This is a genomic window from Rhizobium sp. R635 (assembly GCF_002211285.1).
Classification (GTDB): Bacteria; Pseudomonadota; Alphaproteobacteria; order Rhizobiales; family Rhizobiaceae; genus Rhizobium.
In genome coordinates this window covers 1-25,033 of sequence record NZ_LOKX01000008.1, presented here as the reverse complement: position 1 = coordinate 25,033, position 25,033 = coordinate 1, and the positions used below count along the sequence as shown (strand labels likewise).

The following is a 25,033-nucleotide window of genomic DNA, read 5'->3' as shown; positions in this document are numbered from 1 at the left end:
TCGTCATTGGGATATCGAAATATCGGCAAGCTGTGAATAGCGCTCGCCTTGTGGTCGCCACGCTGGACGGTTATGTGGCGCTCAACGAACGCGGCCTCTCAAGGTGAAGACATGAAAGCACTGGAACTCCTCATCGAGCGTATCATCCTGTCGAGCCGCTGGCTCCTCGTCGCCTTCTATATAGGCCTGGTGCTGGCGCTCGCCGCCTATGCCGTTTCCTTCGGCTACAAGCTCTTGAAGATCGCCTCCAGCGTCTTCGTGCTCGACGAGGCGGGGATGATCCTTGCCATGCTCAGCCTGATCGATGCGGCGCTCGTCGCAAGCCTGATCGTCATGGTGATGATCTCCGGCTACGAGAATTTCGTCAGCCGTTTCGATGAAGCCGACGGGGCCGACAATGAGGTTTCCTTCCTCGGCAAGCTCGATTCAGGCAGCCTGAAGATCAAGGTCGCCTCCTCGATCGTCGCCATCTCCTCCATCCACCTGCTGCAGGTCTTCCTCAATGCCGACAAATACGAGGACGGCAAGATCATGTGGCTGACGCTCATGCACCTCGCCTTCGTCGCCTCTGCCGTCATGCTCGGCTTCCTGGAGAAGCTGATGAGCGCTACGTCGAAGAACGATCTGAAGGATAAGGGTTAGCCGCCCGAAGGCGTCGACGTAGCCGGCGCGGGCGGCACGGCCGCCGGATGGCCATGGCAGATGGCCTCGGATGTGGCGTCCGGCGCGCAGAGCGGCATGCCGGGCCACTCATTGTAGGCCAGCATGTCGGTGATCAGGCCCATTCGAAGCGCGTCAGCGGGCGGTACGATGGCGATGCTGTCGGGTTTGGCGCTCATCATCGTGTCTATCACATCGTCGCTGACGCCCATTTCCTTCAAATAAGCCATCAGCGCGGCGTTGGCTTTCTTGCCGAGCTTGGTGGAACTGGTCTGGCCCGCCACTTTGCGGCCGACCTCCTTGCGGGAGACTTCCTTCTTCTTGCCGTTCACCATCTTGTATTCGATGCGGTAAGAAACGCGCACCCTGTTGTAGATGGTCGTGATCTGGTGGACGCCGATGACGGACCATTGCGACGCGACGCGCGACGTCCCGCCGGCAAAGGCCAGCGGACAGGCGGAAAAGCAGTATGCACCGGCCGAATAGGTGTAACCGGCAGCAGTGCCATCCTTGGCGATGGCGACATCGCAGAGCGTATCCTGAACCGGGCAACCCTTCAGCCGCGTGCCGCCGACCGCCGTTTCCAGGCCTGCCTTGCGGATCATCCGGCCCATCGCATAGGCGGCATCGACGTCACCGCCTTCGGAACGAAAAACGACCGGCAGTTTCCGGTCGCCGATCTTCTTGAGGACCTTTCTCAACCGGGCAGGCGTATCGGCGGTTATGCGCCCCTCGGCCGATATCCATTCCGGACAGTTTTCCTGGCAGAGGAAACTGCGCACGATGGTGAAACGCATCGGGGGTTGCGCCGGCTGCTTCTTCTGCTCGGCAGCCTGCGAGGTTGCAGCCCCGATCGGCAAAGTCAAAAGAAACAAGGAAAGTAACACGAGAGAAAACAGAGACTTCGCAAAAACAGAAATCGCAGGTCGCACGATTAAATCGCCTTGGCTATACATGACGATACGCTTAGCAATTGCCTTGAACCGCAGCAAGCCGGATTTAGACGTCCGCTGCCGGGTTAGGGTCCCATCGCAGTGATTCTCTTCCCAGCCGGCACAGGCGAAATTCGCAGTTATCCCCTGATGAAGGAAGTTATCGATACCACAACGCTACTAGCGTCAACGGCAACTCAACCGAGGCGGGCGCAGTTGTGGCTAATTTTTCACAATTTGAATTAATCGCCTCCCGCGAAGGCAATTGGGACTAGCATCCGGCCGCGTTTCTGTATTTGATAGCGGTAACATTAGGCTGGCTGGGGGCGTATCAATGTCTTACATGACTACCTCTGAAAGACAGTCATTGCTTTCGGCGGAACTTGAGACTGCACGAACACGTGGTCTGTTCGCACAGGCGCTCGGCAGAATATCCGCGGCTTTCGGCCTGTCGCATGCAACGGTGATGCACGCCCCTTCCCCGGAAGATCTGCTCCTGAAACCCCTGCTGATCGAGAGTTCGCTTCCCGCCGCCTATGTCAGGGATTTCGACCGCGCCCACATGATGCGCGGCTGCCCTTTTGGCTTACGGCTGAGGGAGTCGGCTGTGCCGCCCGTGTGGCACCTGAACGACACCGCCAACGCTCACGCCTTCCCCGCCGAGCTGCGCGCGCTGATGTTGCACCATGCCATACCGGCGGGCGTCGCCATGCCGGCCATTGCTGCCGACGGCCAGCGCCTGGTCTTCTGGTTCTGCGGCGAACGGGCAGCGCTCGGCCAGAGCGAGGTCAACGAGCTGGCGATGATCATTCTGCATGCGCTCGATGCCTATAACGCCGTCAAGCGCAATGAGGAGAGCGCGCATAGTGCGCTGTCGGCGCGTGAACTGGAAGTCGTCCGCTGGACGGCGCAGGGCAAGACCTCGATCGAGATCGGCCAGATCCTGACGCTGTCGGACCATACGGTGAATGCCTACATGACCAACGCGATCAAAAAACTCGATTGCGTCAACCGTACCCAGTTGGTAGCTAAAGCCATCCGATTGAAGCTGATCAGCTGAGGAATCAGAAGAGAGTCAGCACGTCGTCCCGTGATCTGGGGGAAAACGTGCCACTTCGCTTCGAACAGCCTGTCATCGACAAAATAGAGCAATCCCGCGCCCATATCGGCATCACCGACGAGGAAATCGTCCAGATGCTCGCGGCCTATCGCTTTTTCGGCTTCTGGCGCATCGACATCGAAACTGGACATTTCTTCGCCAGCGAGGACGTTCACGCGATTTTCGACCTCCCCTACAGCGACGGCCCCGTCAATCTGGCAGAGCTGATGTCGCGCATCCACGCGGAGGATCGCAGCCTGATCGCCGAAACCTTCGAACAGGCAAGCCTTCACGGCACCGGCTTCCATTTCGTCTATCGCGTCGACAACCGACATGGCGGCTACAAGCTGGTGCGCAGCGTCGGCCGCTTCCGCGACGATGCAAGCGGCGGCGGCATCGTCGGCGTCACCTACGAATTCGTCGAGAAACTGCGCGTCGTCGGCTTCGAGGACAACGCGCAGCACCGCTGAATATCCTATCGGTCGAGCACCGACCGGATCTCGACGAGGTTCGAGCGCACCCGCAGAATGTAGAAGCCCATGGTGGCGAGGTGGCTCGGCATGATCCAGCCATCCTCGCGCCCGTTCGAGATGATTGCCGGCTGAATGCGCAGCGCGGCCTGGAACTGCCGCGTCGTGCCGCCCCAGATTGCGCCGAGATTGCGTTCCTGCACCACCTGCGAGAAATCCGCCTGCGCGGCGGTCAGGATGGCGTAATAGGCGTAGAGCTGGCCATAGGCGAACCAGAACCGGTCGTCGGCGCGCGTATCGAACCAGCCGCGATTGTGGTGCTCCGAGCGCTCGGCGAGCATGTCGGAGGTGCTGCCGAGATCATTGGCGATGCGGTCGATGAACTGCATCAGATTGTCGGCGCGGCCATCGAAAATAGCGTTGCAGGCGGCGAGATCGGTGTTGAACTTGCGCAGGTCTCCGATTGCCGTGCGATAGAAGGAAGGCGTCGGCGTCTTGGGGCCGAAAGGATTGAGCCCGAAATACCAGCTGTATTCGTCGAACTGCAGATTGCCGCGCGCGCGCTGCAAATCGTTGTTGATGCCCGAGGTGCCGCGCACTCGCCCGAGCGTATCGACAAGCTCCGCCGACGTCCGGCGGACCGCCTGGTTGATGCCCCGCTGGAACGACGCCTTGTTATCGAGAAAAGGCGTATGGTCCCAGTCGATGCCGAAGAAGCCCGCCTTGTAGAGCAGCATGGAGGATATCCATGCGTTCTGGTTGACATTGAAATCGGTCAGATCGGCCGTGACGTCGACGATGGCCGAGCGCTGGCAGGTCTTGGCGGCCGCCGTTCCGGCTCCCTCGCCGGCCGGCAGTTCCTGTCCGGCGGGGACCTTGCGTTCGGAAAGCCGGTACTGGTCGACGAAGGCGGTGTTGAAATTCGTCCAGACCTGCGTCTGCCAGAAGAAGTAGCCGTAAAGCACGACGAAGAGCGCCACGATCGCGATGACCGGCAGCCGGACCATCCAGCTCCGGCGCTGATACCAGCCGTGCGCGGCAAACAAGGGCCAGAAGGCCCAGGCGAAAAACAGGCGGGCCCAGCGGCCGATCGTCCGGCTGATCAGCCCGAAAAAACCGGCAATCCGGTCAAGCATCGTCGTCTCCTGTCAGGCGAGGCGAACATCGGGGCATCGCCGCCCCCGTTGCATCCACATATGCGCTCGGTAGGCCGAGCACAACACGAACCCCGCGATTTTTGCGAATGAAAGCAGCCGGAACCCGATCAGGAACGCAGGAACGGCAGGCTGAAGCGGAAGGACTTGCGCGCCGTATCGATCAGCGGCGCTCCCGATTTTGCCGGCGACGGTTCGCCATAGGCCGGAAACTTTCCGGCGGCGTCGATGTCGGCGCGGCCCTTGCGCCGCTCCAGATCCTGGGCGACCAGCATGCCCTTCTCGAACAGCCGGATCGGCGCTGCGATATCGGGAAAGAATTCCGGCTTGATCCTGGCCTTCATGCCCGGCCGGTCGGTATCCACCTGCGCTTGGTAGATGATCAGCCGCTCCTCGACATCGATCATCAGCTTGCGCAGCAGCACGTTGCAGGCGGCGATCCGGCCGTTCAGCGAATCGACGAAAGCCTGGAACAGGCCGATGAAGCGCTCGCGTCGCTGGCTGTCGTCCCGCATCTCGTGCTCCTCGGCGGACATGCGCTCGGCCTCCGCCTTCAGCGCCCGCCGCTCGGCTTCCATCTGCTCCCAATGCGCCCGGTTGCCGTAGACGCCGATCCGGCCCTGGGTCGTCAGCGCCTTGGCGTTGAGCTCCTTCATCTTGAGGCGGGCGATATCGATGGAATCGACCAGCCGGCGCCGCTGCTCGACGATGTCGACGAGGCCGCGTTCGGCCGCCTTGTGGCATTCGACGATCGACGTGCGCTGGCTGGCGATCAGCCTGGCGAGAGCATCCGATTTCACCAGGAGGTCAAGCAGCCGCTCGACGACGGGCGCCTCGCGCACGCGTTCGGTATGCATGCGCCACATCCGCTGACGTGAGGTCCAGCCCGCCATCTTCTCGCGCAGCGTCAGCCCGCGGAAACTGTCGAGATCGGCCGAAACCTCCGCCGTCATCCGGTCGAGCGAAAAGACCAGCTCGGCAAGCAGCGCATCCAACGCCGTATTATCGGCGATATGGGCCTGGAACCGGCCATTCTGTTCGAGAAAAACCTCATCGGCCGACCGCGTCTCGTCGCCGTCAAAGGCACGGATGCAGGCCACGCAATAGGCGCCCTCGGCCGCAATCTTCTCGGCAAGGCCGCCTGCGGCTTCGTACTGGCTGTCGAATGGCGGGGCTCTGCGCACCTAGTCTCTCCAGGGAATCTTCCGCCCCAAGCTAGAGCATAACGCCGAAAAGTGTGAGCGGTTTAGCATAGAGGGAGCTTCTAACTAGACACGCATGGAACGCCGTTCGGCTTTCAGCTCCTCAAGGAACGCCACGGGATCGACCTCCTTAGGTTCCCCGCTAGCCTTGCCTTCGGCGTATTCGCGCCTGACGAATTCAAACTCCAGGGCGCGCGCTTCCTCGCGCTGCTCCAGAAGGCGCAGACCATCGCGCATCACTTCGCTGGCACTCTGGTAGCGTCCACTCTCGACAAGCTTGCGCACGAATACTTCGTAGTGATCACCGATAACGTAGCTGGATGGCATCTCCACACCTTTCATTGAAGGTCACGTTATCGGCTTTTGCTAAACCGGCCAAATAAAACAGACGGTCTCAAACCGGCTCGGCGATCCAGGCCCCATTCATTTCGTCGTCCCAGTGCCTGCGGCAGAGCGAGACATATTTCTCGTTGCCGCCGACGTCGATCTGCGCGCCCTCGTGCAGCACCTTTCCCTGCGCGTCGAGCCGCACGACCATCGTGGCCTTGCGCCCGCAATGGCAGATCGTGCGCACCTCGCGCATTTCGTCGGCGATCGCCAGGAGCTCCTGCGAGGCCGGAAACAGCTTGCCCTGAAAATCGGTCCTCAACCCGTAGACCATGACGGGGATGCCGAGCCTGTCGACGATGCGGGCGAGCTGCCAGACATGGAGCGGCGTCATGAAATGCGCCTCGTCCACGAAGACGCAGGAAATCGGCGCCCCTTCACCGCTCAGCGTCGTGACCAGCCGGAACAGATCCTCGTCCGGTTCGAAGGGAATGGCGCTCGCCTCCAGCCCGATCCGCGAACCGATGACGCCGCGGCCGGCGCGCTCGTCGAAGGCGGCGATCAGCTGCACCGTGCGCATGCCGCGCTCCTGATAATTATAGGAGGCCTGCAGCAGCATCGTCGACTTGCCGGCGTTCATCGTCGAGTAGTTGAAATAGAGCTTTGCCATCCGATTTCTCCTTGATCGGTTTATTGAAAGCTCGAACTGGCAAAGAAAAGCCCCGTAGCGGCGATAATCACAGGAATCGACGCCCACAAACCGCCGAAAGCCTCGAAAACCGGACAGAGCGAAAAATCTGCGGACGTCGCAATCGCACCCGTCGATACGACGCAAACACACTGAGGTCGCTTGTCAAACTGGGCTATTGGTGATTGGCTTGGGGACCTAAAGACTGGGAGTCTAAAATGAAAACAACAAGCGCATTCAAACTCGTCACTGCAACTGCCGTCGCCGCCCTCTCCGTTGCGACCGCCGCTTTCGCCGCCGATCCCGACAGCTGCTCCACCGTCCGCTTCTCGGACGTCGGCTGGACCGACATCACCGCCACGACCGCCACCGCATCCGTCGTGCTGAAGAGCATCGGCTATGAAACCGACGTCAAGGTTCTCTCGGTGCCGGTCACCTACACCTCGCTGAAGAACAAGGACATCGACATCTTCCTCGGCAACTGGATGCCGACGCAGGAAAAGGACGTCCGTCCCTACCTCGACGACAAGTCGGTCGAATCCTTCGGCCCCAACCTCGTCGGCGCCAAGTACACGCTCGCCACCAACGCCAAGGGTGCGGAACTCGGCATCAAGGACTTCAAGGATATCGCCGCCCACAAGGACGATCTCGACGGCAAGATCTACGGCATCGAGCCCGGCAATGACGGCAACCGCCTCGTCATGGACATGATCGAAAAGGACACGTTCGGCCTCAAGGACATGGAAGTCGTCGAATCCTCCGAACAAGGCATGCTCGCCCAGGTCGCCCGTGCCGACAAGGCCGGCAAGCCGGTCGTCTTCCTCGGCTGGGAACCCCATCCGATGAACACCAACTTCAAGCTGACCTATCTCACCGGCGGCGACGATATCTTCGGCCCCGACTTCGGCGGCGCCAAGGTCTACACCAACGTGCGCGCCGGTTACCTCGACGAATGCCCTAACGTCGGCAAGATGCTGAAGAACCTGACGTTCTCCCTCGACATGGAGAACCACATCATGGGCAAGATTCTCAATGACGGCAAAGAGCCGGAAGCTGCCGCTTCCGAATGGCTGAAGGCGAACCCTTCGGCTATCGAGCCTTGGCTGGCCGGCGTCACGAGCCGCGACGGCAAGGGCGACGCACTGGCGGCCGCCAAGACCGGCCTCGGCCTCTGATAGTATGAACGGGGCGGCTCGCCGCCCCGTTTCATTTTTGTCCGATTGTTGATTTTTTTTGGATAGGCGCGCCCTTGAACTGGATCACCGAATTTAAGATTCCGATCGGCCCCTGGGCCAAATCTTTCGTGGATTGGCTGACCTCGAATGGCGAGTGGTTCTTCAACCAGCTCTCCTTCCTGCTGTCGAGCGCCATAGACGGCCTGCTCTTCGTGCTGCAGAAGCCCCATCCGCTGATCGTCATCGCGGCCGCTACCGCGCTTGCCTTCTGGCTGCGCCGGTCGATCGCGATCGCCGCCTTCACCTGTCTTGGGCTGCTGCTCATCGTGAACCAGGACTATTGGAAGGAGACGACGGAGACGCTCGCCCTCGTGCTTGCCGCCACCTTCGTCTGTATGGTGATCGGCATTCCGCTCGGCATTGCCGCCGCCCGCCGCCCCTGGGTTTATGCCGCCATGCGGCCGGTGCTCGATCTCATGCAGACGATCCCGACATTCGTCTATCTGATCCCGGCGCTGATCCTGTTCGGCCTCGGCATGGTGCCGGGCCTGATCGCGACCGTCATCTTCGCGATCCCGGCTCCCATCCGGCTGACACGCCTCGGCATCATCTCGACGCCGCCATCCCTCGTCGAAGCAGCCGTCGCCTTCGGCGCGCGGCCGATGCAGGTGCTGCGCAAGGTCGAGCTTCCCTTCGCCGCGCCGCAGATAATGGCGGGCCTCACCCAGACCATCATGCTGTCGCTGTCGATGGTCGTCATTGCCGCGCTCGTCGGCGCCCCCGGCCTTGGCGTGCCTGTCGTGCGTGCGCTGAACACCGTCAACATCGCCAAGGGCTTCGATGCCGGTTTCTGTATCGTCATCCTGGCGATCATTCTCGACCGCATATTCCGCGCAGGCGACGAAGGAGACGGCGCATGACAGCGATAGACTTCAAGAATGTCAGCATCATCTTCGGCGACCGGCCGGAAACGGCCCTTGCCATGGCCGACCAAGGCAAGACGCGCGACGAGATCGGCGCGGCGACCGGCTTGGTGCTGGGCGTCGCCAATGCCTCGCTGACGATCGAGGAAGGCGAGATCCTCGTGCTGATGGGCCTTTCCGGCTCGGGCAAATCGACGCTGCTGCGCGCCGTCAACGGGCTCGCTCCCGTGGTGCGCGGCGACGTTTCGGTCTCCACGACCACCGGCCCCGTCAACCCATATAAATGTAATGCCAGGGCGCTGCGCGACCTGCGCACCCACACCGTCTCCATGGTGTTCCAGCAATTCGCTCTCCTGCCCTGGCGCACGGTCGCCGAGAATGTCGGCTTCGGCCTCGAGCTTGCCGGCATGCCGGAAGCCGAGCGCAAGGTCCGCGTCGGCGAGCAGCTCGAACTCGTCAACCTGACGAAATGGGCCGACCGCAAGGTCAATGAACTGTCGGGCGGCATGCAGCAGCGTGTCGGCCTCGCCCGTGCCTTTGCCACCGGCGCCCCGATCCTGCTGATGGACGAACCGTTCTCGGCCCTCGACCCGCTGATCCGCACCCGCCTGCAGGACGAGCTCCTGGAGTTCCAGCGGCGGCTGAAGAAGACCATTCTCTTCGTCAGCCACGATCTCGACGAGGCCTTCCGCATCGGCAACCGCATCGCCATCATGGAAGGCGGCCGGATCATCCAGTGCGGTACGCCGCACGACATCGTCAAGAATCCCGCCGACCAGTATGTCGCCGACTTCGTGCAGAACCTCAATCCGATCAACATGCTGACAGCAGCCGACGTCATGCAGCCCGGCCTCGGCCAGACGGCCGCCGGCATGAGCGTCAGCGCCACGGCCCGCGCCGCGACCCCGCTCGTCGATGTCCTCGACGTGCTCGCCCGCCAGCCGGGCAGCATCGGCATCGTGGAAAACGGCGCGGTCATCGGCACCATCACCGCCCAGGATATCGTCGCCGGCCTCACCCGCCATCGCCGCAAGGAGGACGCTTGATGTTTTCAATCCGCTTTGCCACAAAGCGGATATGAAAGATCAGCCTTCGCCCATACGCGAAACCGACGACGAGGCCCGCAAGCTCGCCCGCGTGCTGTTGCGCTCCGCCCGATATGCTGCGATTGCCGTTCTCGATCCCGAGAACGGCTTTCCACTCGCGAGCCGCGTCCTCCTCGCCACCGATATCGACGGCACGCCGGTCATCCTGGTTTCCGGGCTGTCGGCCCACACGAAGGCGCTCGCTAGAGATCCGCGCGCATCACTGCTGACCGGTGAACCCGGCAAGGGCGATCCCCTCGCCTACGGCCGCTTGACGACCCAATGCCTGGCAGTATCGGTCGAACGCGGCAGCGCAGTCCACGAGCGCATCCGTACGCGTTTTCTCAATCGCCACGCCAAGGCAAAGCTCTATATCGACTTTCCCGATTTCCTCTTCTTCCGTCTCAAACCGGTACATGCCAGCCTCAATGGCGGCTTCGGCCGCGCCTACCTGCTCGATGGCGACGATCTCATCATCCAGTCGCCGGCAAACGAGGAGGTCGCCGCCAAAGCTGATGAAACAGTGCAAGATTTAGTAGAGCGCCACCCCGACATAGCCGAAACCCTCGCAACGCGGCTAAACGCGCCGGAATCGGGCTCTTGGCGCATCTGCGGCATCGATCCTGCAGGCTTCGAGATGATTTCCGGTGATTTTTTGCTGCGATATGAGTTCGAAACCCTGGCTGTGGATTCCGATCACATTTGTTCAAACATATCTAAAACAGCATACTCGATACCTTAAATTTAGGTATATACAATCTTCGAGCCTAATTGCTAATTTTCGCCGCCTAGTCGTAGTTTCGCCTGGGGCCTGTGCCAACACGATGACGTACGTTTCGCATTAGGAAGATAACAATATGGAAACCTCTGATTTGGCCGATCACACGAATGTGGCGGCAGCTTTATTGTCGGCCATGGCCAACCCGAAGCGATTGCTGATCCTGTGCAGCCTGGTGAAGGGCGAAGTCGCCGTCGGCGTGCTCGCGACGCAGGTCGGCCTCAGCCAGTCGGCTCTCTCCCAGCACCTTTCGAAGCTGCGCGCGCAGAAGCTGGTCAAGACCCGCCGCGACGCGCAGACCATCTACTATTCCAGCACCTCCGAGCCTGTCATGAAAATCCTGGCAACGCTCGAAGACATCTACCTCGTCCAAGGCAGGAGCAGATCCGCAGCCTGATGATAGCGCTGACATGAATGTCGGCCGATACGTGCCGTAAGGGGATGTTCCCGGAGGCGCGGCAACGATATTTCAGTACCAGAACCTTAACGGCACGACCGGCAGATCTCACGATTTGCCGGTCGTGCCTTTTGACGAATGCAAACCCTCCTTGCCTGTCAGCCGCAGCTGCCAGCCTCCGGACATTTCCCGTTGACGCCTCCGGAAGCCTTGATAATTTGACCGGGCAGTAAAAATATGGGCGTAAAGCCCCTCGGGAACGGGCCGTCAGCGGCCAGGAGAACAGCATGTCCAATCGCCTCAACGCACCCAACGATCTCAGCGCCTTCTGGATGCCGTTTACGGCAAATCGCCAGTTCAAGAAGGAGCCGCGTCTGTTCGTCGGCGCCAAGGATATGTATTACACGACCCATGACGGCCGTCAGGTGCTGGACGGCACCGCAGGCCTCTGGTGCGTCAATGCCGGCCACTGCCGCCCGAAAATCACCGAGGCGATCCGCGAGCAGGCCGGCGAGCTCGATTACGCGCCGGCTTTCCAGCTCGGCCACCCCAAGGCCTTCGAACTGGCGAACCGTCTGGTCGACATCGCCCCGGAAGGCCTGGACCACGTTCTCTATACCAATTCCGGCTCCGAATCCGTGGAGACGGCGCTCAAGGTGGCGCTCGCCTATCACCGCGTAAAGGGCAATGGTTCGCGCTTCCGCCTGATCGGCCGCGAGCGCGGCTATCACGGCGTCAATTTCGGCGGCATCTCCGTCGGCGGCATCGTCACCAACCGCAAGATGTTCGGCACGCTTCTGACCGGCGTCGATCACATGCCGCACACCCACCAGCCCGGCAAGAACAGCTTCACCCGCGGCGAGCCCGAGCATGGCGGCGATATCGCCACCGAACTGGAGCGGATCGTCACGCTGCATGACGCCTCCACCGTCGCCGCCGTCATCGTCGAGCCGGTGGCCGGTTCCACCGGCGTCCTGATCCCGCCGAAGGGCTACCTGCAGAAGCTGCGCGAGATCTGCACCAAGCACGGCATCCTTCTGATCTTCGACGAGGTCATCACCGGTTTCGGCCGCCTCGGCGCCCCATTCGCCGCGCAATATTACGACGTCAAGCCCGACATGATCACCGCCGCCAAGGGGCTGACCAACGGCGTCATCCCGATGGGCGCCGTCTTCGTCACCTCCGAGATCCATGATGCCTTCATGAACGGTCCGGAGCACATGATCGAGTTCTTCCACGGCTATACCTATTCCGGCAACCCGATCGCCTCTGCCGCCGCCCTCGCCACACTCGACACCTATAAGGAAGAGGGCCTGCTCACCCGCGCCGCCGAGCTTTCCGATTACTGGGCCGACGCGCTGCATTCGCTGAAGGACTGCCCCAATGTCATCGACATCAGGAACACCGGCCTGATCGGCGCGATCGAACTCGACCCGATCGCCGGCGAGCCCACCAAACGCGCCTTCACCGCCTTCCTAAAGGCTTATGAGAGCGGCCTCCTGATCCGCACCACCGGCGACATCATCGCGCTTTCCCCGCCGCTGATCATCGAGAAGCATCATATCGACGAGCTCTTCGGCAAGCTCAGGACCATCCTGCAGAACAATATCTGAGAAAGCAGGCTTCCTGCCCACGGCCCGCGGCGGACGAGATCCTCGCGGGCTTTTCGTTTCTGAAACCGGGAAACCTCAGCTCACGAAGGCAGTGGAAAGGCAGAGGGCGAATTTCTTCAGAAGCTGGCGGTCGAAGTGCCCTTCCGTGCCGAGCATCCATTTCAGGGCTTCGTTGGCGCTCCACGGCGCCTTATACGGCCGCACGGAGGTAATGGCGTCATAGACGTCGCAGATCGTCGCAATCCGCGAATGGAGGCTCACCTCGCTGCTGGGCAGCCCGCGCGGATAGCCCTTGCCGTCCATGCGCTCGTGATGATTGAGGCAGACATCGAGAACGATCTCCGACATGCCCTCCTGCCGTGACAGGAATGCATGCCCCTTTTCCGGGTGCCCCCGCATCAAGTTGATCTCCTCCTTCTCCAGCGGCCCTTCCTTGTTGAGCACTTCGAGCGGAATTTCGAGCTTGCCGACGTCGTGCAGCAATCCGGCGGTACCGAGCATCTGAACCGTAGGCTCGTCGAGTCCGAGATGGCGGCTGAAGAGGATCATCAGCGCGCTCACGGAGATGGAATGCAGAAAGGTTACCTGGTCCTTGGATTTCAGACGCGTGACGCTCAGGAAAACCGAAGGGTTCTCGTCCATTGACCTGGAGACGGAGGAAATCACCGGCTCCACGTGATCGACGGCAATGCCGTCGCCATTCCGCAGCCTGGCGAAAACCTCTTCCAGCGCCTGCACGGATTTCTGGACTGCCTTGAGTGCAGCCTTGATGTCGGCCTCGTTGTCACGGCCCGGCAGGCCGTTGGTATCGAGCCCCTTGCTAGTGTTGATGACGACGCTGGCGGTGCCGCATCTGCGGATCTTTACGGCATCGGCCTCGCGCCGCAGGGAAAATCTGCGCCGGGACAGGAGGGGGTCCTGCCAAAGCCCCTCGATAGCTTCCACAAACATTCCGATGCACACCTGGCTGGCGTCGATACGCTTGAGCATCCAGATCTCTATTCCCGATATCTCTATGTAATTATTCTATATTTCTCTTTTTCACTGCTGCGGCATTTGGGTATCGAGCGATACTACGAAGATCGGCCAAATTAACGGTTAATGGGAAAGTTAAAGAAAACCATATGCCCTCGGCTTTCCCTCCTGACGAGGTCGCACGCTTGGCCGCCTCGTTTGAAAAACGACAAAATCTCGAAGAAAATGGCCTTTCGCAACGAATTTCGGACCAGATCGACCCGATTTCCGTTCTATTTTGTTATGAACTTGCGCAATCCCATCAAAATTTCTAGAAATCTTGTCATGAGCCCTCCCCGAGTCAAACATGGCCGGTAGGCTCGCTGATCGCGCTGCTATCGATCGTCCTTGGCACGGCCCGCAGGCCGTTGAATGATCGGGAAAGCCGGCGCGGCGCCTCATCGCGGGTCCATGACCCCATCCAAGGAGACAGACAATGACCCTCAAGACACTGACGGCGACTTTGGTCGCGTCGCTCGCCTTTGCGCCGCTCGCCCATGCCGATATCACCATCGGCCTGATCGCGCCGCTGACCGGCCCCGTCGCCGCCTATGGCGACCAGGTGAAGAACGGCGCCCAGACCGCCGTCGACGAGATCAACAAGAAGGGCGGCATCCTCGGCGAGAAGGTCGTCCTGGAACTGGCCGACGATGCCGGCGAGCCGAAGCAGGGCGTTTCCGCCGCCAACAAGGTCGTCGGCGACGGCATCCGTTTCGTCGTCGGACCGGTCACCTCAGGCGTTGCCATCCCGGTCTCGGACGTTCTGGCTGAAAACGGCGTGCTGATGGTCACCCCGACCGCCACTGCCCCCGACCTCACCAAGCGCGGCCTCACAAACGTGCTGCGCACCTGCGGCCGCGACGACCAGCAGGCCGAAGTCGCCGCCAAATATGTGCTGAAGAACTTCAAGGACAAGCGTATCGCCATCGTCAACGACAAGGGCGCTTACGGTAAGGGCCTCGCCGATGCCTTCAAGGCGACGCTGAACGCAGGCGGCATCACCGAAGTCGTCAATGACGCGATCACTCCCGGCGACAAGGACTTCAGCGCGCTCACCACCCGCATCAAGGCCGAGAAGGTCGACATCGTCTATTTCGGCGGCTACCACCCGGAGGGCGGCCTGCTCGCCCGCCAGCTGCATGACCTCTCCGCCAACGCGATGATCATCGGCGGCGACGGCCTCTCCAACACCGAATTCTGGGCGATCGGCACCGATGCGGCGGGAGGCACGCTGTTCACCAACGCTTCCGACGCCACCAAGAGCCCGGACTCCAAGACGGCTGCCGATGCGCTCGCCGCCAAGAACATTCCGGCCGAGGCCTTCACCCTCAACGCCTATGCCGCCGTCGAAGTTCTGAAGGCAGGCATCGAGAAGGCGGGCAGCGCCGAGGATGCGGAAGCCGTCGCGGCCGCACTAAAGGCCGGCGAAGAAATCCCGACCGCCATCGGCAAGGTCACCTACGGCGAAACCGGCGACCTGACCTCGCAGAGCTTCTCGCTCTACAAGTGGGAAGGCGGCAAGATCGTCGCTGCGGAGTAAGTCAAGATATAGAGACTGGGACCGGGCGCCGTAAGGCGCCCTGTTTCGTTTGTGGCATCGCATGTCACCGCAGATCAGTTATAAGTTTCGGAATCGGTTGTAATGTGAGCGGTGCCATGACCAACAGACTCGAACGTCTCATCGACCAGGGTGTGGGCCGCGTGCCTGCCAATATCGTGCTGAAGGGCGGCAGTTTCTTCGACCTCGTCACCGGCGAAATCGTCCGCTCCGACATCGCCATCGGCGCCGACCGCATCGTCGGGACCTCGGGCAATTATGAGGGCGAGGTCGAGATCGACATATCAGGCAGAACGGTCGTTCCCGGCTTCATCGACACGCATCTGCACATCGAATCCTCGCTGGTGACGCCACATGAATTCGACCGCTGCGTCCTGCCCTATGGCGTCACCACCGCGATCTGCGATCCGCACGAGATCGCCAATGTGCTGGGCAGCGAGGGCATCGAATTCTTCCTCGAATCCGCGCTGGAGACGATCATGGACATCCGCGTCCAGCTCTCCTCCTGCGTGCCGGCCACCCATCTCGAAACATCAGGCGCCGACCTGCCGATCGAGCGCCTCCTGCCCTTCCGCCATCATCCGAAGGTCATCGGCCTTGCCGAATTCATGAATTTCCCCGGCGTGATCCACAAGGATCCCGTCTGCATGGCCAAACTCGATGCCTTCCAGGGCGGCCATATCGACGGTCACGCTCCGCTTCTTTCCGGCAACGACCTCAACGGCTACCTCTCGGCCGGCATCCGCACCGAGCACGAATGCACCACTGCGGCCGAAGCACTGGAAAAGATCCGCAAGGGCATGCATATCCTCGTGCGCGAAGGCTCGGTGTCGAAAGACCTCGCCGCACTGATCCCCATCATCACCGAGCGGCTTTCTCCCTATCTCGCGCTCTGCACCGACGACCGCAACCCGCTCGATATCGCCGAACAGGGCCATCTCGATCATATGATCCGCACGGCCATCGCCAACGGCGTCGAGCCCCTGGCGATCTACCGCGCCGCCTCTATCTCGGCCGCCCGCGCTTTCGGCCTCAGGGACCGCGGCCTTGTGGCGCCCGGCTGGCGCGCCGATCTCGTGGTTCTCGACAGCCTGGAAAGCTGCCGCGCCGAAATGGTCTTCTCGGCCGGCCGCCGCGTCACCGACGCGCTCTTTTCCACGCGCAGGCCGGTTGCCCCGATCGGCCTCGACAGCGTCAAAGCCCGGCCCGTCAACGCCGCCCATTTCGGCGTGCCGGCCAGAGAGGGCGAAACACCCGTCATCGGCGTCATGCCCGGCAAGATCATCACTGAGCATCGCCGCTACCGCCTGCCCGTCAAAGGCAACGAGACTTCAGTCGACCTTGCCAACGACATCATCAAGGTCGCCGTCATCGAGCGCCACGGCAAGAACGGCAACCACGCCAACGGCTTCGTCCAGGGCTTTGGCCTGAAGAAGGGCGCGATCGCCTCCACCGTCGGCCATGACAGCCACAACATCTGCGTCGTCGGGGTCAACGAGGACGACATGGCGCGCGCCGCAAACCGCCTCGGCGAAATCAACGGCGGCTTCGTCGTCGTCGAGGACGGCAACGTCACCGGCGAGATCGCGCTGCCCGTCGCCGGCCTGATGAGCCTGGAACCCTATGAGACGGTCCGCGACACGCTGCACCATCTACGCAAGGCCGCCTACGCCCTTGGCACGACCTTGGAAGAACCTTTCCTGCAGGTCGCCTTCCTGCCGCTGCCTGTCATCCCGCACCTGAAGATTTCAGACCGTGGGATGGTCGATGTGGACAAGTTCGCGCTGATCGGATGACGAGCCCTCGCAGAATGAGCGGCAGGTCGAGGGCTTCAACCTCTATCGCCAACCTTCCGGCAATTCGTCGCCTTCGACCGGCTTCGCATCGGATACTTTGTCGAGCAGCTTCGACAGACCATCCCCGCTCGCACCGCCTGCCGAAACCCGTGCACAAAACCCATCCAGCGCCGCAAGCTTCACCGACCCCGAACCCGCCACCGCCTCAAACCCAGGCATCTCAAGCGCCTCCCCGAGCGCCATGCCGTCAGGCAGGCGGAATTCGGCCGGTTTGCGCGTCAGGTTGAAAACGAAGAGCAACCTTTCCCCGCCCTTTTCGCGGGTGAAGGCGAGCAGGTCCTGGTTGGTGCCGATAAAGGTCATCTCACCATCGATCAGCGCCGGATGGCTCTTCCGGAAAGCGAGCGTCTTGCGGTAGTGATTGAGTACCGAGCTGTCGCTTGCCTCCTGCGTATCGACGGAAAGTGCGGCCTGCTCGTAGGGCACGGGCAGCCAGCTCTTCTCGGCAGAGGTGAAGCCCGCATGCGCCTTGCCGGCTTCCCAGGGCATCGGCGTGCGGCATCCGTCGCGGCCCTTGAAGGCCGGCCAGAAGCGGATGCCGTAGGGGTCGCGCAGATCCTCGAAGGCGAGTTCCGCCTCCGGCAGGCCGAGCTCCTCGCCCTGATAGAGGCAGATCGAGCCGCGCAGCGCCGCAAGCACCGAGATCGCGAGCTTGGCGATGACAGGCCGCTCCTCCTCCGTCAGCGCGAACCGGCTGACATGGCGCATGACGTCGTGATTGGAGAAGGCCCAGCAGACCCAGCCGTCCGTGACGACCTTCTGAAAAGCCTCGACGCAGCCGCGAATATGCGCGGCGGTGAATTCCGGCCCCAGCAAGTCGAAAGTGTAGCACATGTGCAGCTTGTCATCGCCGCTCGTATAGGCGGCCACCGTCTTCAGCGAACGCGCGCCGTCGCCGACTTCGCCGACGGTCGTGCGATCCTCATACCGGTCGAGCAGTGCCCGGAAGCGCTTGAGGAAGCCGATATTCTCCGGCTGCGTCTTGTCATAGAGATGGTTCTGCATGCCGTAGGGATTGGTGTCGGGCGCATCGAGGCCCCCGTCGCTGGTATCGGGCTCGTGCGGCGGATTGCTTCTGAGCTCTCTGTCGCAGAAATAATAATTGACCGTATCCAGCCGGAAGCCGTCGACGCCGCGGTCGAGCCAGAACTTAACGGTCTCCAGCACCGCGTCCTGCACTTCGCTGCTGTGGAAGTTGAGATCCGGCTGCGAGGTCAGGAAATTGTGCTGGTAATATTGCCGGCGCACGCCGTCCCATTCCCAGCCCGGCCCGCCGAAGATCGACAGCCAGTTGTTCGGCGCGGTCCCATCGGGCTTCGGATCGGCCCAGACATACCAGTCCGCCTTCGGATTGGTCCGGCTCGCCCGGCTCTCGACGAACCAGGGGTGCCGGTCGGACGTGTGCGAAATCACCTGGTCGATGACGACCTTGATGCCGAGCCTGTGCGCCTCCGCCATCATCTCATCGAAATCGGCGAGCGTGCCGAAGATCGGGTCGACGTCGCAATAATCGGAAACGTCGTAGCCCATGTCAGCCATCGGCGACTTGAAGAAGGGCGAGAGCCAGATCGCATCGACACCAAGGCTGGCGATATGCGGCAGCCGGCGGGTAATTCCCTTGAGATCGCCGAGCCCGTCGCTGTTCGTGTCCTGAAACGAGCGCGGATAGACCTGATAGATCACCGCTCCGCGCCACCAGTCCGCATTCCCGCCCGTCTGCAATGCCATCGGCTCGGTCTCCTGCCTTGTTCGTGCTCGCCACACTAAAGCGGACGAAACAAAAGACAACCACATCAAGCCGTTATGAAAGTGCCGCCGATGTCGCGACAGGTCGTCGCGATCCGACAAGGGGGAGACGTATATAGGCTTGTCCACAACCCGTTTCCAGCCTCCGGATTTGGGGTTGCAACGCGATTCCTTTGCGATAAGGTGCGCACTGACCTGCACGTAAGAGGTCAAACACCGGGAACAAATGTCTAATAAAGGCGCAAAGCCTAGGAAGGTGGACCCACGATGAACCATTTCGCGAAAAAATTTCTCGCCTCCGCAATGCTTGGCACATTGCTGGCGTTTTCGGCCCATGCGGCCACGCTCAATATTCACAATGGCGGAGATCCGCAGTCGCTCGATCCGCAGAAACTTTCAGGCGACTGGGAGAATCGCATCGCCGGCGACATCTTCGAAGGCCTCGTCACCGAGGACGCCAAGGACAATCCGATCCCCGGCCAGGCCGAAAGCTGGACCATCTCGCCCGACGGCAAGGTCTACACCTTCAAGCTTCGCGACGGCATCAAGTGGTCCGATGGCCAGCCGGTAACGGCAGGAGACTTCGTCTTCGCCTTCCAGCGCCTCGTCGACCCGAAGAACGCCGCCGACTACGCCTATCTGCAGTTCACCATCAAGAACGCCGAAAAGATCAACAAGGGCGAGATCACCGACCTCAGCCAGCTGGGCGTCAAGGCGATCGACGACAAGACGCTCGAAATCACGCTTGAGAACCCGACCCCCTACTTCCTCAATGCCCTGATGCACTACACCGCCTACCCGCTTCCCAAGCACGTCGTCGAAGCGAAGGGCCAGGATTGGGTCAAGATCGGCAACATCGTCACCAACGGGCCTTACAAGCCAACCGAGTGGGTTCCGGGCTCGCATGTCACGACCGTCAAGAACGATCAGTGGTATGGCACCAAGGACCTGAAGATCGACGGCGCCAAGTTCTTCGTGCTCGAAGATCAGGAAGCCGCACTGAAACGTTACCGCGCCGGCGAATTCGATATTCTCACCGACTTCCCGACAGACCAGTACGAATGGATGAAGAAGAACCTGCCGGGCCAGGCGCATGTCGCCCCCTTCTCCGGCCTCTATTATTACGTCGTCAACTCGCAGAAGCCGCCTTTCAGCGACAAGCGCGTCCGCCAGGCGCTGTCCATGGCGATCAACCGCGAAGTCATCGGCCCGCAGATCCTCGGCACCGGCGAACTGCCGGCCTATTCCTGGGTTCCGCCGGGCACGGCGAACTATGGCGAGCCGGCCTATGTCAGCTGGAAGGACCTGCCCTATAACGAGAAGGTCGCGGAAGCCAAGAAGCTGCTCGCCGAAGCCGGCTTCGGTCCCGACAAGCCGCTCCACGCGGTGCTCAGCTACAACACCAACGACAACCACAAACGCATCGCCGTCGCGATCGCGTCCATGTGGAAGCCGCTCGGCGTCAATGTCGAGCTCGTCAACGCCGAAACCAAGGTGCATTACGACCAGATGCAGCGCGGCCAGGTGGAAATCGGCCGTGCCGGCTGGCTCGCCGATTACAACGACCCGGACAATTTCCTGAACCTCCTGGTGACAGGCGTGCAGATGAATTACGGCCGCTGGTCCAATCCCGAATATGACAAGCTCATCAAGGACGGCAACGCTGAGACGGACCTCACCAAGCGCGCCGAAATCTTCAAGAAGGCCGAGCAGCTGGCGCTTGATGAATCCGCGGCCCTGCCGATCTACTATTATGTCTCGAAGAACGTCGTCTCACCGAAGATCGAAGGCTTCGTCGACAACATCCAGGACATCCACCGCACGCGCTGGCTGTCGATGAAAGAGTAAGGGAAAACGGTCCTTTCCGCGCCCTGCGGAAAGGACCGGCCCACGACCATGATCAAATACGCCCTCCGTCGCCTGCTATCGACGATCCCCGTTCTGTGGATCGCCGTCACAGCCTGCTTTTTCGTTTTGCGCCTTGCCCCCGGCGGCCCGTTCGATGGCGAAAGGCCATTGCCGCCGGTGATCCTGAAAAACCTCGCGGTCCACTACAATCTCGATAAGCCGCTGATCCAGCAGTATCTGATTTATGTCGGCGACCTGCTCCGGGGCGATCTCGGCCCCTCCTTCGCGAGCGAAGACTTCACCGTCGCCCAGCAGATCATGATCGGTCTGCCTTATACTTTCACCATCGGCACCGCCGCCTTCCTGATCGCCATCGTCGTCGGTGTGGCCGTCGGCTGTCTTGGGGCGCTCTACCAGAACAAGGCGCCGGACTATATTCTCGGCGCCCTCATCCTGGTGGGCGTGGTGCTGCCGAATTTCCTGATCGCGCCGATCCTGCAGCTCATTTTCGGCATTCATCTCGCCTGGTTTCCGGTCGGCGGCTGGGGTGACGGCTCGATCAAATATCTCATCCTGCCGATCGTCGTTCTGGCCCTGCCGCATGCGGGCCGCATCTCGCGCATCACCCGCGGCTCGATGATCGAGGTGATGAACCAGAACTTCATCCGCACCGCCAAGGCCAAGGGCATCGGCCCACGGCTGACGGTGATGCGCCATGCGCTGAAGCCCGCGCTGATGCCCGTCGTCTCCTATCTCGGACCGGCGGCAAGCTACCTTCTCACCGGCTCGCTGGTCGTCGAGAGCATCTTCGGATTGCCCGGCATCGGCCGCTACTTCGTCAATGCGGCGTTGAACCGCGATTACGGCATGGTTCTCGGTACGGTCATCTTCTACATGGTGCTGATCGTGTTCCTGAACCTTCTCGTCGATATCGCCTATGCGTGGCTCGATCCGAAAGTGAGAAACCGATGATCCTCAACCCCGCAAAACGCGAGCTGCTCGCCCAGGAACTTCTGGAGGCGGAGGGTCTGGCGCCCGAAGGCCGTTCGCTCACCAGGGATGCGCTACGCCGCCTGGCACGCAACAAGGCCGCCGTGCTCTCGATCGCCGTCCTGGCGCTGCTGATCCTCGCCGCCTTCCTCGGCCCGTGGTTCATTCCCTTCAACTACGAGGACCCGGATTGGGCGGCTTTCCGCATCCCGCCCTCGATCGAAACCGGCCATTATTTCGGCACCGACCCGAACGGCCGCGACCTTCTCGCCCGCGTCCTCTACGGCACTCGCGTCTCGCTGGCCGTGGCGCTGACGGCAACCGTCGTTTCCGTCGTCATCGGCGTGCTCTACGGCGCGATATCGGGCTATATCGGCGGCAGGCTGGATGCGATCATGATGCGCTTCGTCGACATCATGTACGCGCTTCCCTACATCCTCTTCGTCATCCTGCTGATGGTAATCTTCGGCCGCAACGTCTATCTGCTCTTTGCCGCGATCGGCGCGCTGGAATGGCTGACCATGGCCCGCATCGTGCGCGGCCAGACGCTGTCGATCAAGCATCGCGAATTCATCGAGGCGGCCCGCGCATCCGGGCAGCGGCCGTTCAAGATCATCGTCAAGCACATCATCCCGAACCTCGTCGGCCCCGTCGTCATCTTCGCGGCGCTGACGGTGCCTGAAATCATCGCCACGGAAAGCTTCCTCTCCTATCTCGGCTTCGGCGTGCAGGAACCGCTGACCTCGCTCGGCACCCTGATCGCGGAAGGGACCGATGCCATGGAAAGCATGCCCTGGCTGCTGATCTTCCCGGCAAGCTTCCTCGTCGCCCTGCTGCTCAGCCTGCTCTTCATCGGAGACGGCCTGCGCGATGCGTTCGACCCGAAGGATCGATAGAATGCTCCAAGAAAAAGACGTCCTCCTCGAACTCAAGGACTACTCGATCACCTTCGCGACGCCTGATGGAGAGGTGAAGGCGGTCTCCAACATGAACCTCACCGTCCGGCGCGGCGAGCGTGTCGCCATCGTCGGCGAGTCCGGCTCCGGCAAGAGCCAGACCTTCCTCGGCATCATGGGCCTGCTTGCCAAGAACGGCAAAACGACAGGACAGGCGCTGCTCGAAGGCAAGGACGTGCTGTCGCTGAAACCGCGCGAGCTCGACCAGATCCGCGGCAAGGACATGGCCATGGTCTTCCAGGACCCGATGACCGCGCTGAACCCGTCGCTAAAAATTTCCCGGCAGCTCACGGAACAGCTGGAGGTTCACCGCGGCCTGACGGCGCGCGCCGCTTCCGACGCGGCCCTCGACATGCTGAAGCGCGTCGGCATCCCTGATCCGACACGGCGCTTCCACCTCTATCCGCACGAACTCTCCGGCGGCATGCGCCAGCGCATCGTCATCGCCATGGCGCTGCTCACCAAGCCGAAGCTCCTGATCGCCGACGAGCCGACGACGGCGCTCGACGTGACCATCCAGGCGCAGATCCTCGATCTCTTCAACGATCTGACGGCGGAGATGAACACGGCGCTCATCATGATCACCCACGATCTCGGCGTCGTCGCCGGCCTCGCCGACCGCGTCGCCGTCATGTATGCCGGCCGCATCGTCGAGGAGGCGCCGGTCGATGAACTCTTCGACAACCCGGCCCATCCCTATACGGCCGCGCTGCATGCCTCGATCCCGCGCCCGGACCAGGATGTCGACGATCTCGTCGTCATTCCCGGCCGTCCGCCGAACCTGCAGCACCTGCCGAAGGGCTGTAATTTCTCGCCGCGCTGTTCGCAGGTCCAGGACGATTGCATCGATCGTCCGCCCGCGCTGGAAATCCTGGCGCCGCGCCACTGTGCCGCCTGCTACCATCCCTTCCCGCGTCGTGAGGAGTTGCTGAACCATGGCTGACCGATCGCTTCTGAGGGTCGAGAACCTGACGACCCAGTTCGAGCTGCCGGCGAAGGGCCTGTTCAAGCCGCCGGTCTTCCTCACCGCCGTCAACAATGTCAGCTTCGATCTCGCCGAAGGCCGCACGCTCGGCGTCGTCGGAGAATCCGGCTGCGGCAAATCCACGCTCGGCCGCTCCATCCTGCGGCTCCTGAAATCGCAGAAGGGCCGCATCCTCTGGCAGGGCCGCAATCTTCTCGACCTCACGGAAGAGGAAATGCGCGCGGCGCGCCGCGACATGCAGATCATCTTCCAGGATCCGATCGCCTCGCTCGACCCACGCATGACGGTCGGCGACATCATCGCCGAGCCGCTCACCGTCTTCGAGCCGAAGCTTTCCAGGGCCGAGCGCACCGAACGCGTGCGCGAGATCATGAGCGCCGTCGGCCTGGCGCCGGAGATGATCAACCGCTATCCGCACGAATTCTCCGGCGGCCAGGCGCAGCGCATCGGCATCGCCCGCGCCGTCGTCACCAGGCCGAAGCTCATCATCTGCGACGAGCCGGTGTCGGCCCTCGACGTCTCGATCCAGGGCCAGGTGATCACGCTCCTGCGCAAGCTGCGCAAGGAATTCGGCCTGACGCTGATCTTCATCAGCCATGACCTTTCCGTCGTACGTCTGATCTCCGACGATGTGCTGGTGCTCTATCTCGGCCGCGTGGTGGAATCAGGCGACTGCGCCACCGTCTTCGATCATCCCGCCCACCCCTATACCCAGGCGCTCTTTTCCGCGGCCCCGATCCCGGACCCGAAGCTCGCACGCCTGCGCACCCGCATCCGCCTGCAGGGCGACCCGCCCTCGCCGCTCAACCCGCCGAAAGGCTGCGTCTTCTCTCCCCGCTGCTGGAAGGCGACCGATATCTGCCGCACCGAAATGCCGCCGACCGAGGAGGTCCGCCCCGGCCAGAAGGCTGCCTGCTATCATATGGACAGGCCCTAAGTGGAAGGAAAGCCGCCTGAGGGCGGCCTTCGGGAGGCTGACAAACCACTGCAAAACAACCCGCGACGTCATCCTCGGCCTTGTGCCACTGGTGTCCGGTTTAAATTTGGTGGACAAGGCGCACGGTGTTGATTCTACTCGTATTCGGATGTTTGGCGACAATCCCGGACACGAAAGAGGGGCAACACCGTGCGGCACGAGAATAGCGTCTTTCATGATCTGTTGAAGCGGATTCCTTGGACGGCTTTCGAAAGACTTGTGGAGGAGCATCAGGCCGACAAGCATGTGCGGCGGCTGTCGACGAAGAGCCAACTGGTCGCACTGCTCTACGGCCAGCTTTCCGGGGCCGTCAGCCTGCGCGAGATCGTCGGCGGCCTGCAAAGCCACAGCAGCGGTCTTTACCATCTCGGCGCCCGCCCGGTGTCACGTTCGACCCTTGCCGACGCCAATGGCCTGCGCCCGAGTGCGGTTTTCGCCGAGCTGTTCGCGCAAATGGTGTCCCGCGCCGGGCGTGGGCTCAAGCGGGCCGTCGGCGAGGCGGTGCATCTGATCGACAGCAGCAGTCTGCGCCTTTCCGGAGCGGGATCGGATTGGGCACGCTTTTCCGATCAGGCCTGTGGCGCCAAGGTTCACGTCGTCT

23 protein-coding genes and 1 pseudogene are annotated in these 25,033 nt (G+C 61.8%); 17 read left to right on the top strand and 7 right to left on the bottom strand.

What is annotated here, in order from left to right; all coding sequences use genetic code 11:
* Window positions 1-111 precede the first annotated feature (111 nt).
* The gene (locus tag ATY78_RS08345; protein WP_088681883.1) at window positions 112-642 is read left to right on the top strand and encodes a TIGR00645 family protein; all 531 of its coding nucleotides are present in this window, start codon (window positions 112-114) and stop codon (window positions 640-642) included.
* Window positions 643-683: 41 nt separating this feature from the next.
* Here the strand turns inward: ATY78_RS08345 and ATY78_RS08340 are convergent.
* Window positions 684-1,592 (bottom strand): annotated as a pseudogene (locus tag ATY78_RS08340) (hypothetical protein); the annotation flags it as partial.
* 334 nt (window positions 1,593-1,926) lie between these two features.
* On the opposite strand from ATY78_RS08340, the gene ATY78_RS08335 reads away from it, so the two are divergent.
* Window positions 1,927-2,652, top strand: coding sequence for a LuxR family transcriptional regulator (locus tag ATY78_RS08335; RefSeq protein WP_088681881.1), 726 nt, complete (start codon window positions 1,927-1,929; stop codon window positions 2,650-2,652).
* 47 nt (window positions 2,653-2,699) lie between these two features.
* Window positions 2,700-3,161: a PAS domain-containing protein gene (locus ATY78_RS08330; RefSeq protein WP_088681880.1), complete on the top strand. Its 462-nt coding sequence runs from the start codon at window positions 2,700-2,702 to the stop codon at window positions 3,159-3,161.
* Between the two features lie 5 nt (window positions 3,162-3,166).
* Here the strand turns inward: ATY78_RS08330 and ATY78_RS08325 are convergent, their stop codons facing one another.
* From ATY78_RS08325 to ATY78_RS08310, 4 genes are all read right to left on the bottom strand, one after another.
* Complete coding sequence (locus ATY78_RS08325; RefSeq protein WP_088681879.1) at window positions 3,167-4,297, bottom strand: DUF2333 family protein; 1,131 nt, start codon at window positions 4,295-4,297, stop codon at window positions 3,167-3,169.
* Window positions 4,298-4,425: 128 nt separating this feature from the next.
* Entirely contained in the window at window positions 4,426-5,499 is a 1,074-nt protein-coding gene (locus ATY78_RS08320) for a hypothetical protein (protein WP_088681878.1), read from the bottom strand.
* 84 nt (window positions 5,500-5,583) lie between these two features.
* Complete coding sequence (locus ATY78_RS08315) at window positions 5,584-5,844, bottom strand: type II toxin-antitoxin system ParD family antitoxin (RefSeq protein WP_088681979.1); 261 nt, start codon at window positions 5,842-5,844, stop codon at window positions 5,584-5,586.
* A gap of 67 nt (window positions 5,845-5,911) precedes the next feature.
* Entirely contained in the window at window positions 5,912-6,514 is a 603-nt protein-coding gene (locus tag ATY78_RS08310) for a thymidine kinase (RefSeq protein WP_088681877.1), read from the bottom strand.
* Between the two features lie 236 nt (window positions 6,515-6,750).
* Between ATY78_RS08310 and ATY78_RS08305 the strand changes: the two genes are divergently transcribed.
* The 6 genes from ATY78_RS08305 to ATY78_RS08280 all read left to right on the top strand — a co-directional run bounded on the left by ATY78_RS08305 (window position 6,751) and on the right by ATY78_RS08280 (window position 12,503).
* Window positions 6,751-7,707 carry a choline ABC transporter substrate-binding protein gene (locus tag ATY78_RS08305; protein ID WP_088681876.1) on the top strand — a complete coding sequence of 319 codons (957 nt, stop codon included), beginning with the start codon at window positions 6,751-6,753 and terminating at the stop codon, window positions 7,705-7,707.
* Window positions 7,708-7,781: 74 nt separating this feature from the next.
* Entirely contained in the window at window positions 7,782-8,627 is an 846-nt protein-coding gene (choW, locus tag ATY78_RS08300; protein ID WP_088681875.1) for a choline ABC transporter permease subunit, read from the top strand.
* Window positions 8,624-9,676 (top strand): choline ABC transporter ATP-binding protein, encoded by a 1,053-nt coding sequence (gene choV / locus ATY78_RS08295; protein WP_088681874.1) that lies wholly within the window; start codon window positions 8,624-8,626, stop codon window positions 9,674-9,676. The genes choW and choV overlap by 4 nt, the downstream gene beginning before the upstream one ends.
* A 31-nt stretch (window positions 9,677-9,707) precedes the next feature.
* On the top strand, window positions 9,708-10,457 hold the full coding sequence (locus ATY78_RS08290; RefSeq protein WP_088681873.1) for a pyridoxamine 5'-phosphate oxidase family protein: 750 nt from the start codon (window positions 9,708-9,710) through the stop codon (window positions 10,455-10,457).
* Between the two features lie 115 nt (window positions 10,458-10,572).
* Window positions 10,573-10,890 carry a metalloregulator ArsR/SmtB family transcription factor gene (locus ATY78_RS08285; protein WP_088681872.1) on the top strand — a complete coding sequence of 106 codons (318 nt, stop codon included), beginning with the start codon at window positions 10,573-10,575 and terminating at the stop codon, window positions 10,888-10,890.
* Window positions 10,891-11,177: 287 nt separating this feature from the next.
* Complete coding sequence (locus ATY78_RS08280; RefSeq protein WP_088681871.1) at window positions 11,178-12,503, top strand: aspartate aminotransferase family protein; 1,326 nt, start codon at window positions 11,178-11,180, stop codon at window positions 12,501-12,503.
* A gap of 75 nt (window positions 12,504-12,578) precedes the next feature.
* Here ATY78_RS08280 and ATY78_RS08275 read toward each other — a convergent pair whose 3' ends face one another.
* Entirely contained in the window at window positions 12,579-13,493 is a 915-nt protein-coding gene (locus tag ATY78_RS08275; RefSeq protein ID WP_088681870.1) for an HD-GYP domain-containing protein, read from the bottom strand.
* Window positions 13,494-13,953: 460 nt separating this feature from the next.
* Between ATY78_RS08275 and ATY78_RS08270 the strand changes: the two genes are divergently transcribed.
* Together ATY78_RS08270 and ade are read left to right on the top strand one after the other, a co-directional pair.
* Window positions 13,954-15,057 carry a branched-chain amino acid ABC transporter substrate-binding protein gene (locus ATY78_RS08270; RefSeq protein ID WP_088681869.1) on the top strand — a complete coding sequence of 368 codons (1,104 nt, stop codon included), beginning with the start codon at window positions 13,954-13,956 and terminating at the stop codon, window positions 15,055-15,057.
* 116 nt (window positions 15,058-15,173) lie between these two features.
* Window positions 15,174-16,871 carry an adenine deaminase gene (ade, locus tag ATY78_RS08265; protein WP_088681868.1) on the top strand — a complete coding sequence of 566 codons (1,698 nt, stop codon included), beginning with the start codon at window positions 15,174-15,176 and terminating at the stop codon, window positions 16,869-16,871.
* A 42-nt stretch (window positions 16,872-16,913) separates the two neighbouring features.
* On the opposite strand, the gene ATY78_RS08260 is transcribed toward ade, so the two are convergent.
* A complete protein-coding gene (locus tag ATY78_RS08260; protein WP_088681867.1) occupies window positions 16,914-18,659 on the bottom strand; it encodes an alpha-glucosidase family protein in 1,746 nt (581 codons plus the stop codon).
* Window positions 18,660-18,944: 285 nt separating this feature from the next.
* Between ATY78_RS08260 and ATY78_RS08255 the strand changes: the two genes are divergently transcribed.
* From ATY78_RS08255 to ATY78_RS08230, 6 genes are all read left to right on the top strand, one after another.
* Window positions 18,945-20,525 carry a peptide ABC transporter substrate-binding protein gene (locus ATY78_RS08255; RefSeq protein WP_088681866.1) on the top strand — a complete coding sequence of 527 codons (1,581 nt, stop codon included), beginning with the start codon at window positions 18,945-18,947 and terminating at the stop codon, window positions 20,523-20,525.
* A gap of 48 nt (window positions 20,526-20,573) precedes the next feature.
* Window positions 20,574-21,497 carry an ABC transporter permease subunit gene (locus ATY78_RS08250; RefSeq protein WP_088681865.1) on the top strand — a complete coding sequence of 308 codons (924 nt, stop codon included), beginning with the start codon at window positions 20,574-20,576 and terminating at the stop codon, window positions 21,495-21,497.
* Window positions 21,494-22,411, top strand: coding sequence for an ABC transporter permease subunit (locus ATY78_RS08245; RefSeq protein WP_088681864.1), 918 nt, complete (start codon window positions 21,494-21,496; stop codon window positions 22,409-22,411). The genes ATY78_RS08250 and ATY78_RS08245 overlap by 4 nt, the downstream gene beginning before the upstream one ends.
* A 1-nt stretch (window position 22,412) precedes the next feature.
* Complete coding sequence (locus ATY78_RS08240) at window positions 22,413-23,414, top strand: ABC transporter ATP-binding protein (protein ID WP_088681863.1); 1,002 nt, start codon at window positions 22,413-22,415, stop codon at window positions 23,412-23,414.
* Window positions 23,407-24,393, top strand: coding sequence for an oligopeptide/dipeptide ABC transporter ATP-binding protein (locus ATY78_RS08235; protein WP_088681862.1), 987 nt, complete (start codon window positions 23,407-23,409; stop codon window positions 24,391-24,393). Before ATY78_RS08240 ends, ATY78_RS08235 begins: the two co-directional genes overlap by 8 nt.
* A gap of 189 nt (window positions 24,394-24,582) precedes the next feature.
* A partial coding sequence (locus tag ATY78_RS08230; protein WP_141105630.1) for a DUF4372 domain-containing protein occupies window positions 24,583-25,033 on the top strand: 451 nt, incomplete at its 3' end.

Bases quoted from the DNA above. Each gene is read 5' to 3' on its own strand.
- ATY78_RS08250 (WP_088681865.1), top strand. From the start codon at position 20,574: ATGATCAAATACGCCCTCCGTCGCCTGCTATCGACGATCCCCGTTCTG.
- ATY78_RS08345 (WP_088681883.1), top strand. From the start codon at position 112: ATGAAAGCACTGGAACTCCTCATCGAGCGTATCATCCTGTCGAGCCGC.
- ATY78_RS08290 (WP_088681873.1), top strand. From the start codon at position 9,708: ATGAAAGATCAGCCTTCGCCCATACGCGAAACCGACGACGAGGCCCGC.
- ATY78_RS08310 (WP_088681877.1), bottom strand. From the start codon at position 6,514: ATGGCAAAGCTCTATTTCAACTACTCGACGATGAACGCCGGCAAGTCG.
- ATY78_RS08285 (WP_088681872.1), top strand. From the start codon at position 10,573: ATGGAAACCTCTGATTTGGCCGATCACACGAATGTGGCGGCAGCTTTA.
- ATY78_RS08260 (WP_088681867.1), bottom strand. From the start codon at position 18,659: ATGGCATTGCAGACGGGCGGGAATGCGGACTGGTGGCGCGGAGCGGTG.
- ATY78_RS08275 (WP_088681870.1), bottom strand. From the start codon at position 13,493: ATGCTCAAGCGTATCGACGCCAGCCAGGTGTGCATCGGAATGTTTGTG.
- ATY78_RS08245 (WP_088681864.1), top strand. From the start codon at position 21,494: ATGATCCTCAACCCCGCAAAACGCGAGCTGCTCGCCCAGGAACTTCTG.
- ATY78_RS08235 (WP_088681862.1), top strand. From the start codon at position 23,407: ATGGCTGACCGATCGCTTCTGAGGGTCGAGAACCTGACGACCCAGTTC.
- ATY78_RS08305 (WP_088681876.1), top strand. From the start codon at position 6,751: ATGAAAACAACAAGCGCATTCAAACTCGTCACTGCAACTGCCGTCGCC.
- ATY78_RS08255 (WP_088681866.1), top strand. From the start codon at position 18,945: ATGAACCATTTCGCGAAAAAATTTCTCGCCTCCGCAATGCTTGGCACA.
- ATY78_RS08280 (WP_088681871.1), top strand. From the start codon at position 11,178: ATGTCCAATCGCCTCAACGCACCCAACGATCTCAGCGCCTTCTGGATG.
- ATY78_RS08335 (WP_088681881.1), top strand. From the start codon at position 1,927: ATGTCTTACATGACTACCTCTGAAAGACAGTCATTGCTTTCGGCGGAA.
- ade (WP_088681868.1), top strand. From the start codon at position 15,174: ATGACCAACAGACTCGAACGTCTCATCGACCAGGGTGTGGGCCGCGTG.
- ATY78_RS08270 (WP_088681869.1), top strand. From the start codon at position 13,954: ATGACCCTCAAGACACTGACGGCGACTTTGGTCGCGTCGCTCGCCTTT.
- ATY78_RS08325 (WP_088681879.1), bottom strand. From the start codon at position 4,297: ATGCTTGACCGGATTGCCGGTTTTTTCGGGCTGATCAGCCGGACGATC.
- ATY78_RS08240 (WP_088681863.1), top strand. From the start codon at position 22,413: ATGCTCCAAGAAAAAGACGTCCTCCTCGAACTCAAGGACTACTCGATC.
- choV (WP_088681874.1), top strand. From the start codon at position 8,624: ATGACAGCGATAGACTTCAAGAATGTCAGCATCATCTTCGGCGACCGG.
- ATY78_RS08315 (WP_088681979.1), bottom strand. From the start codon at position 5,844: ATGCCATCCAGCTACGTTATCGGTGATCACTACGAAGTATTCGTGCGC.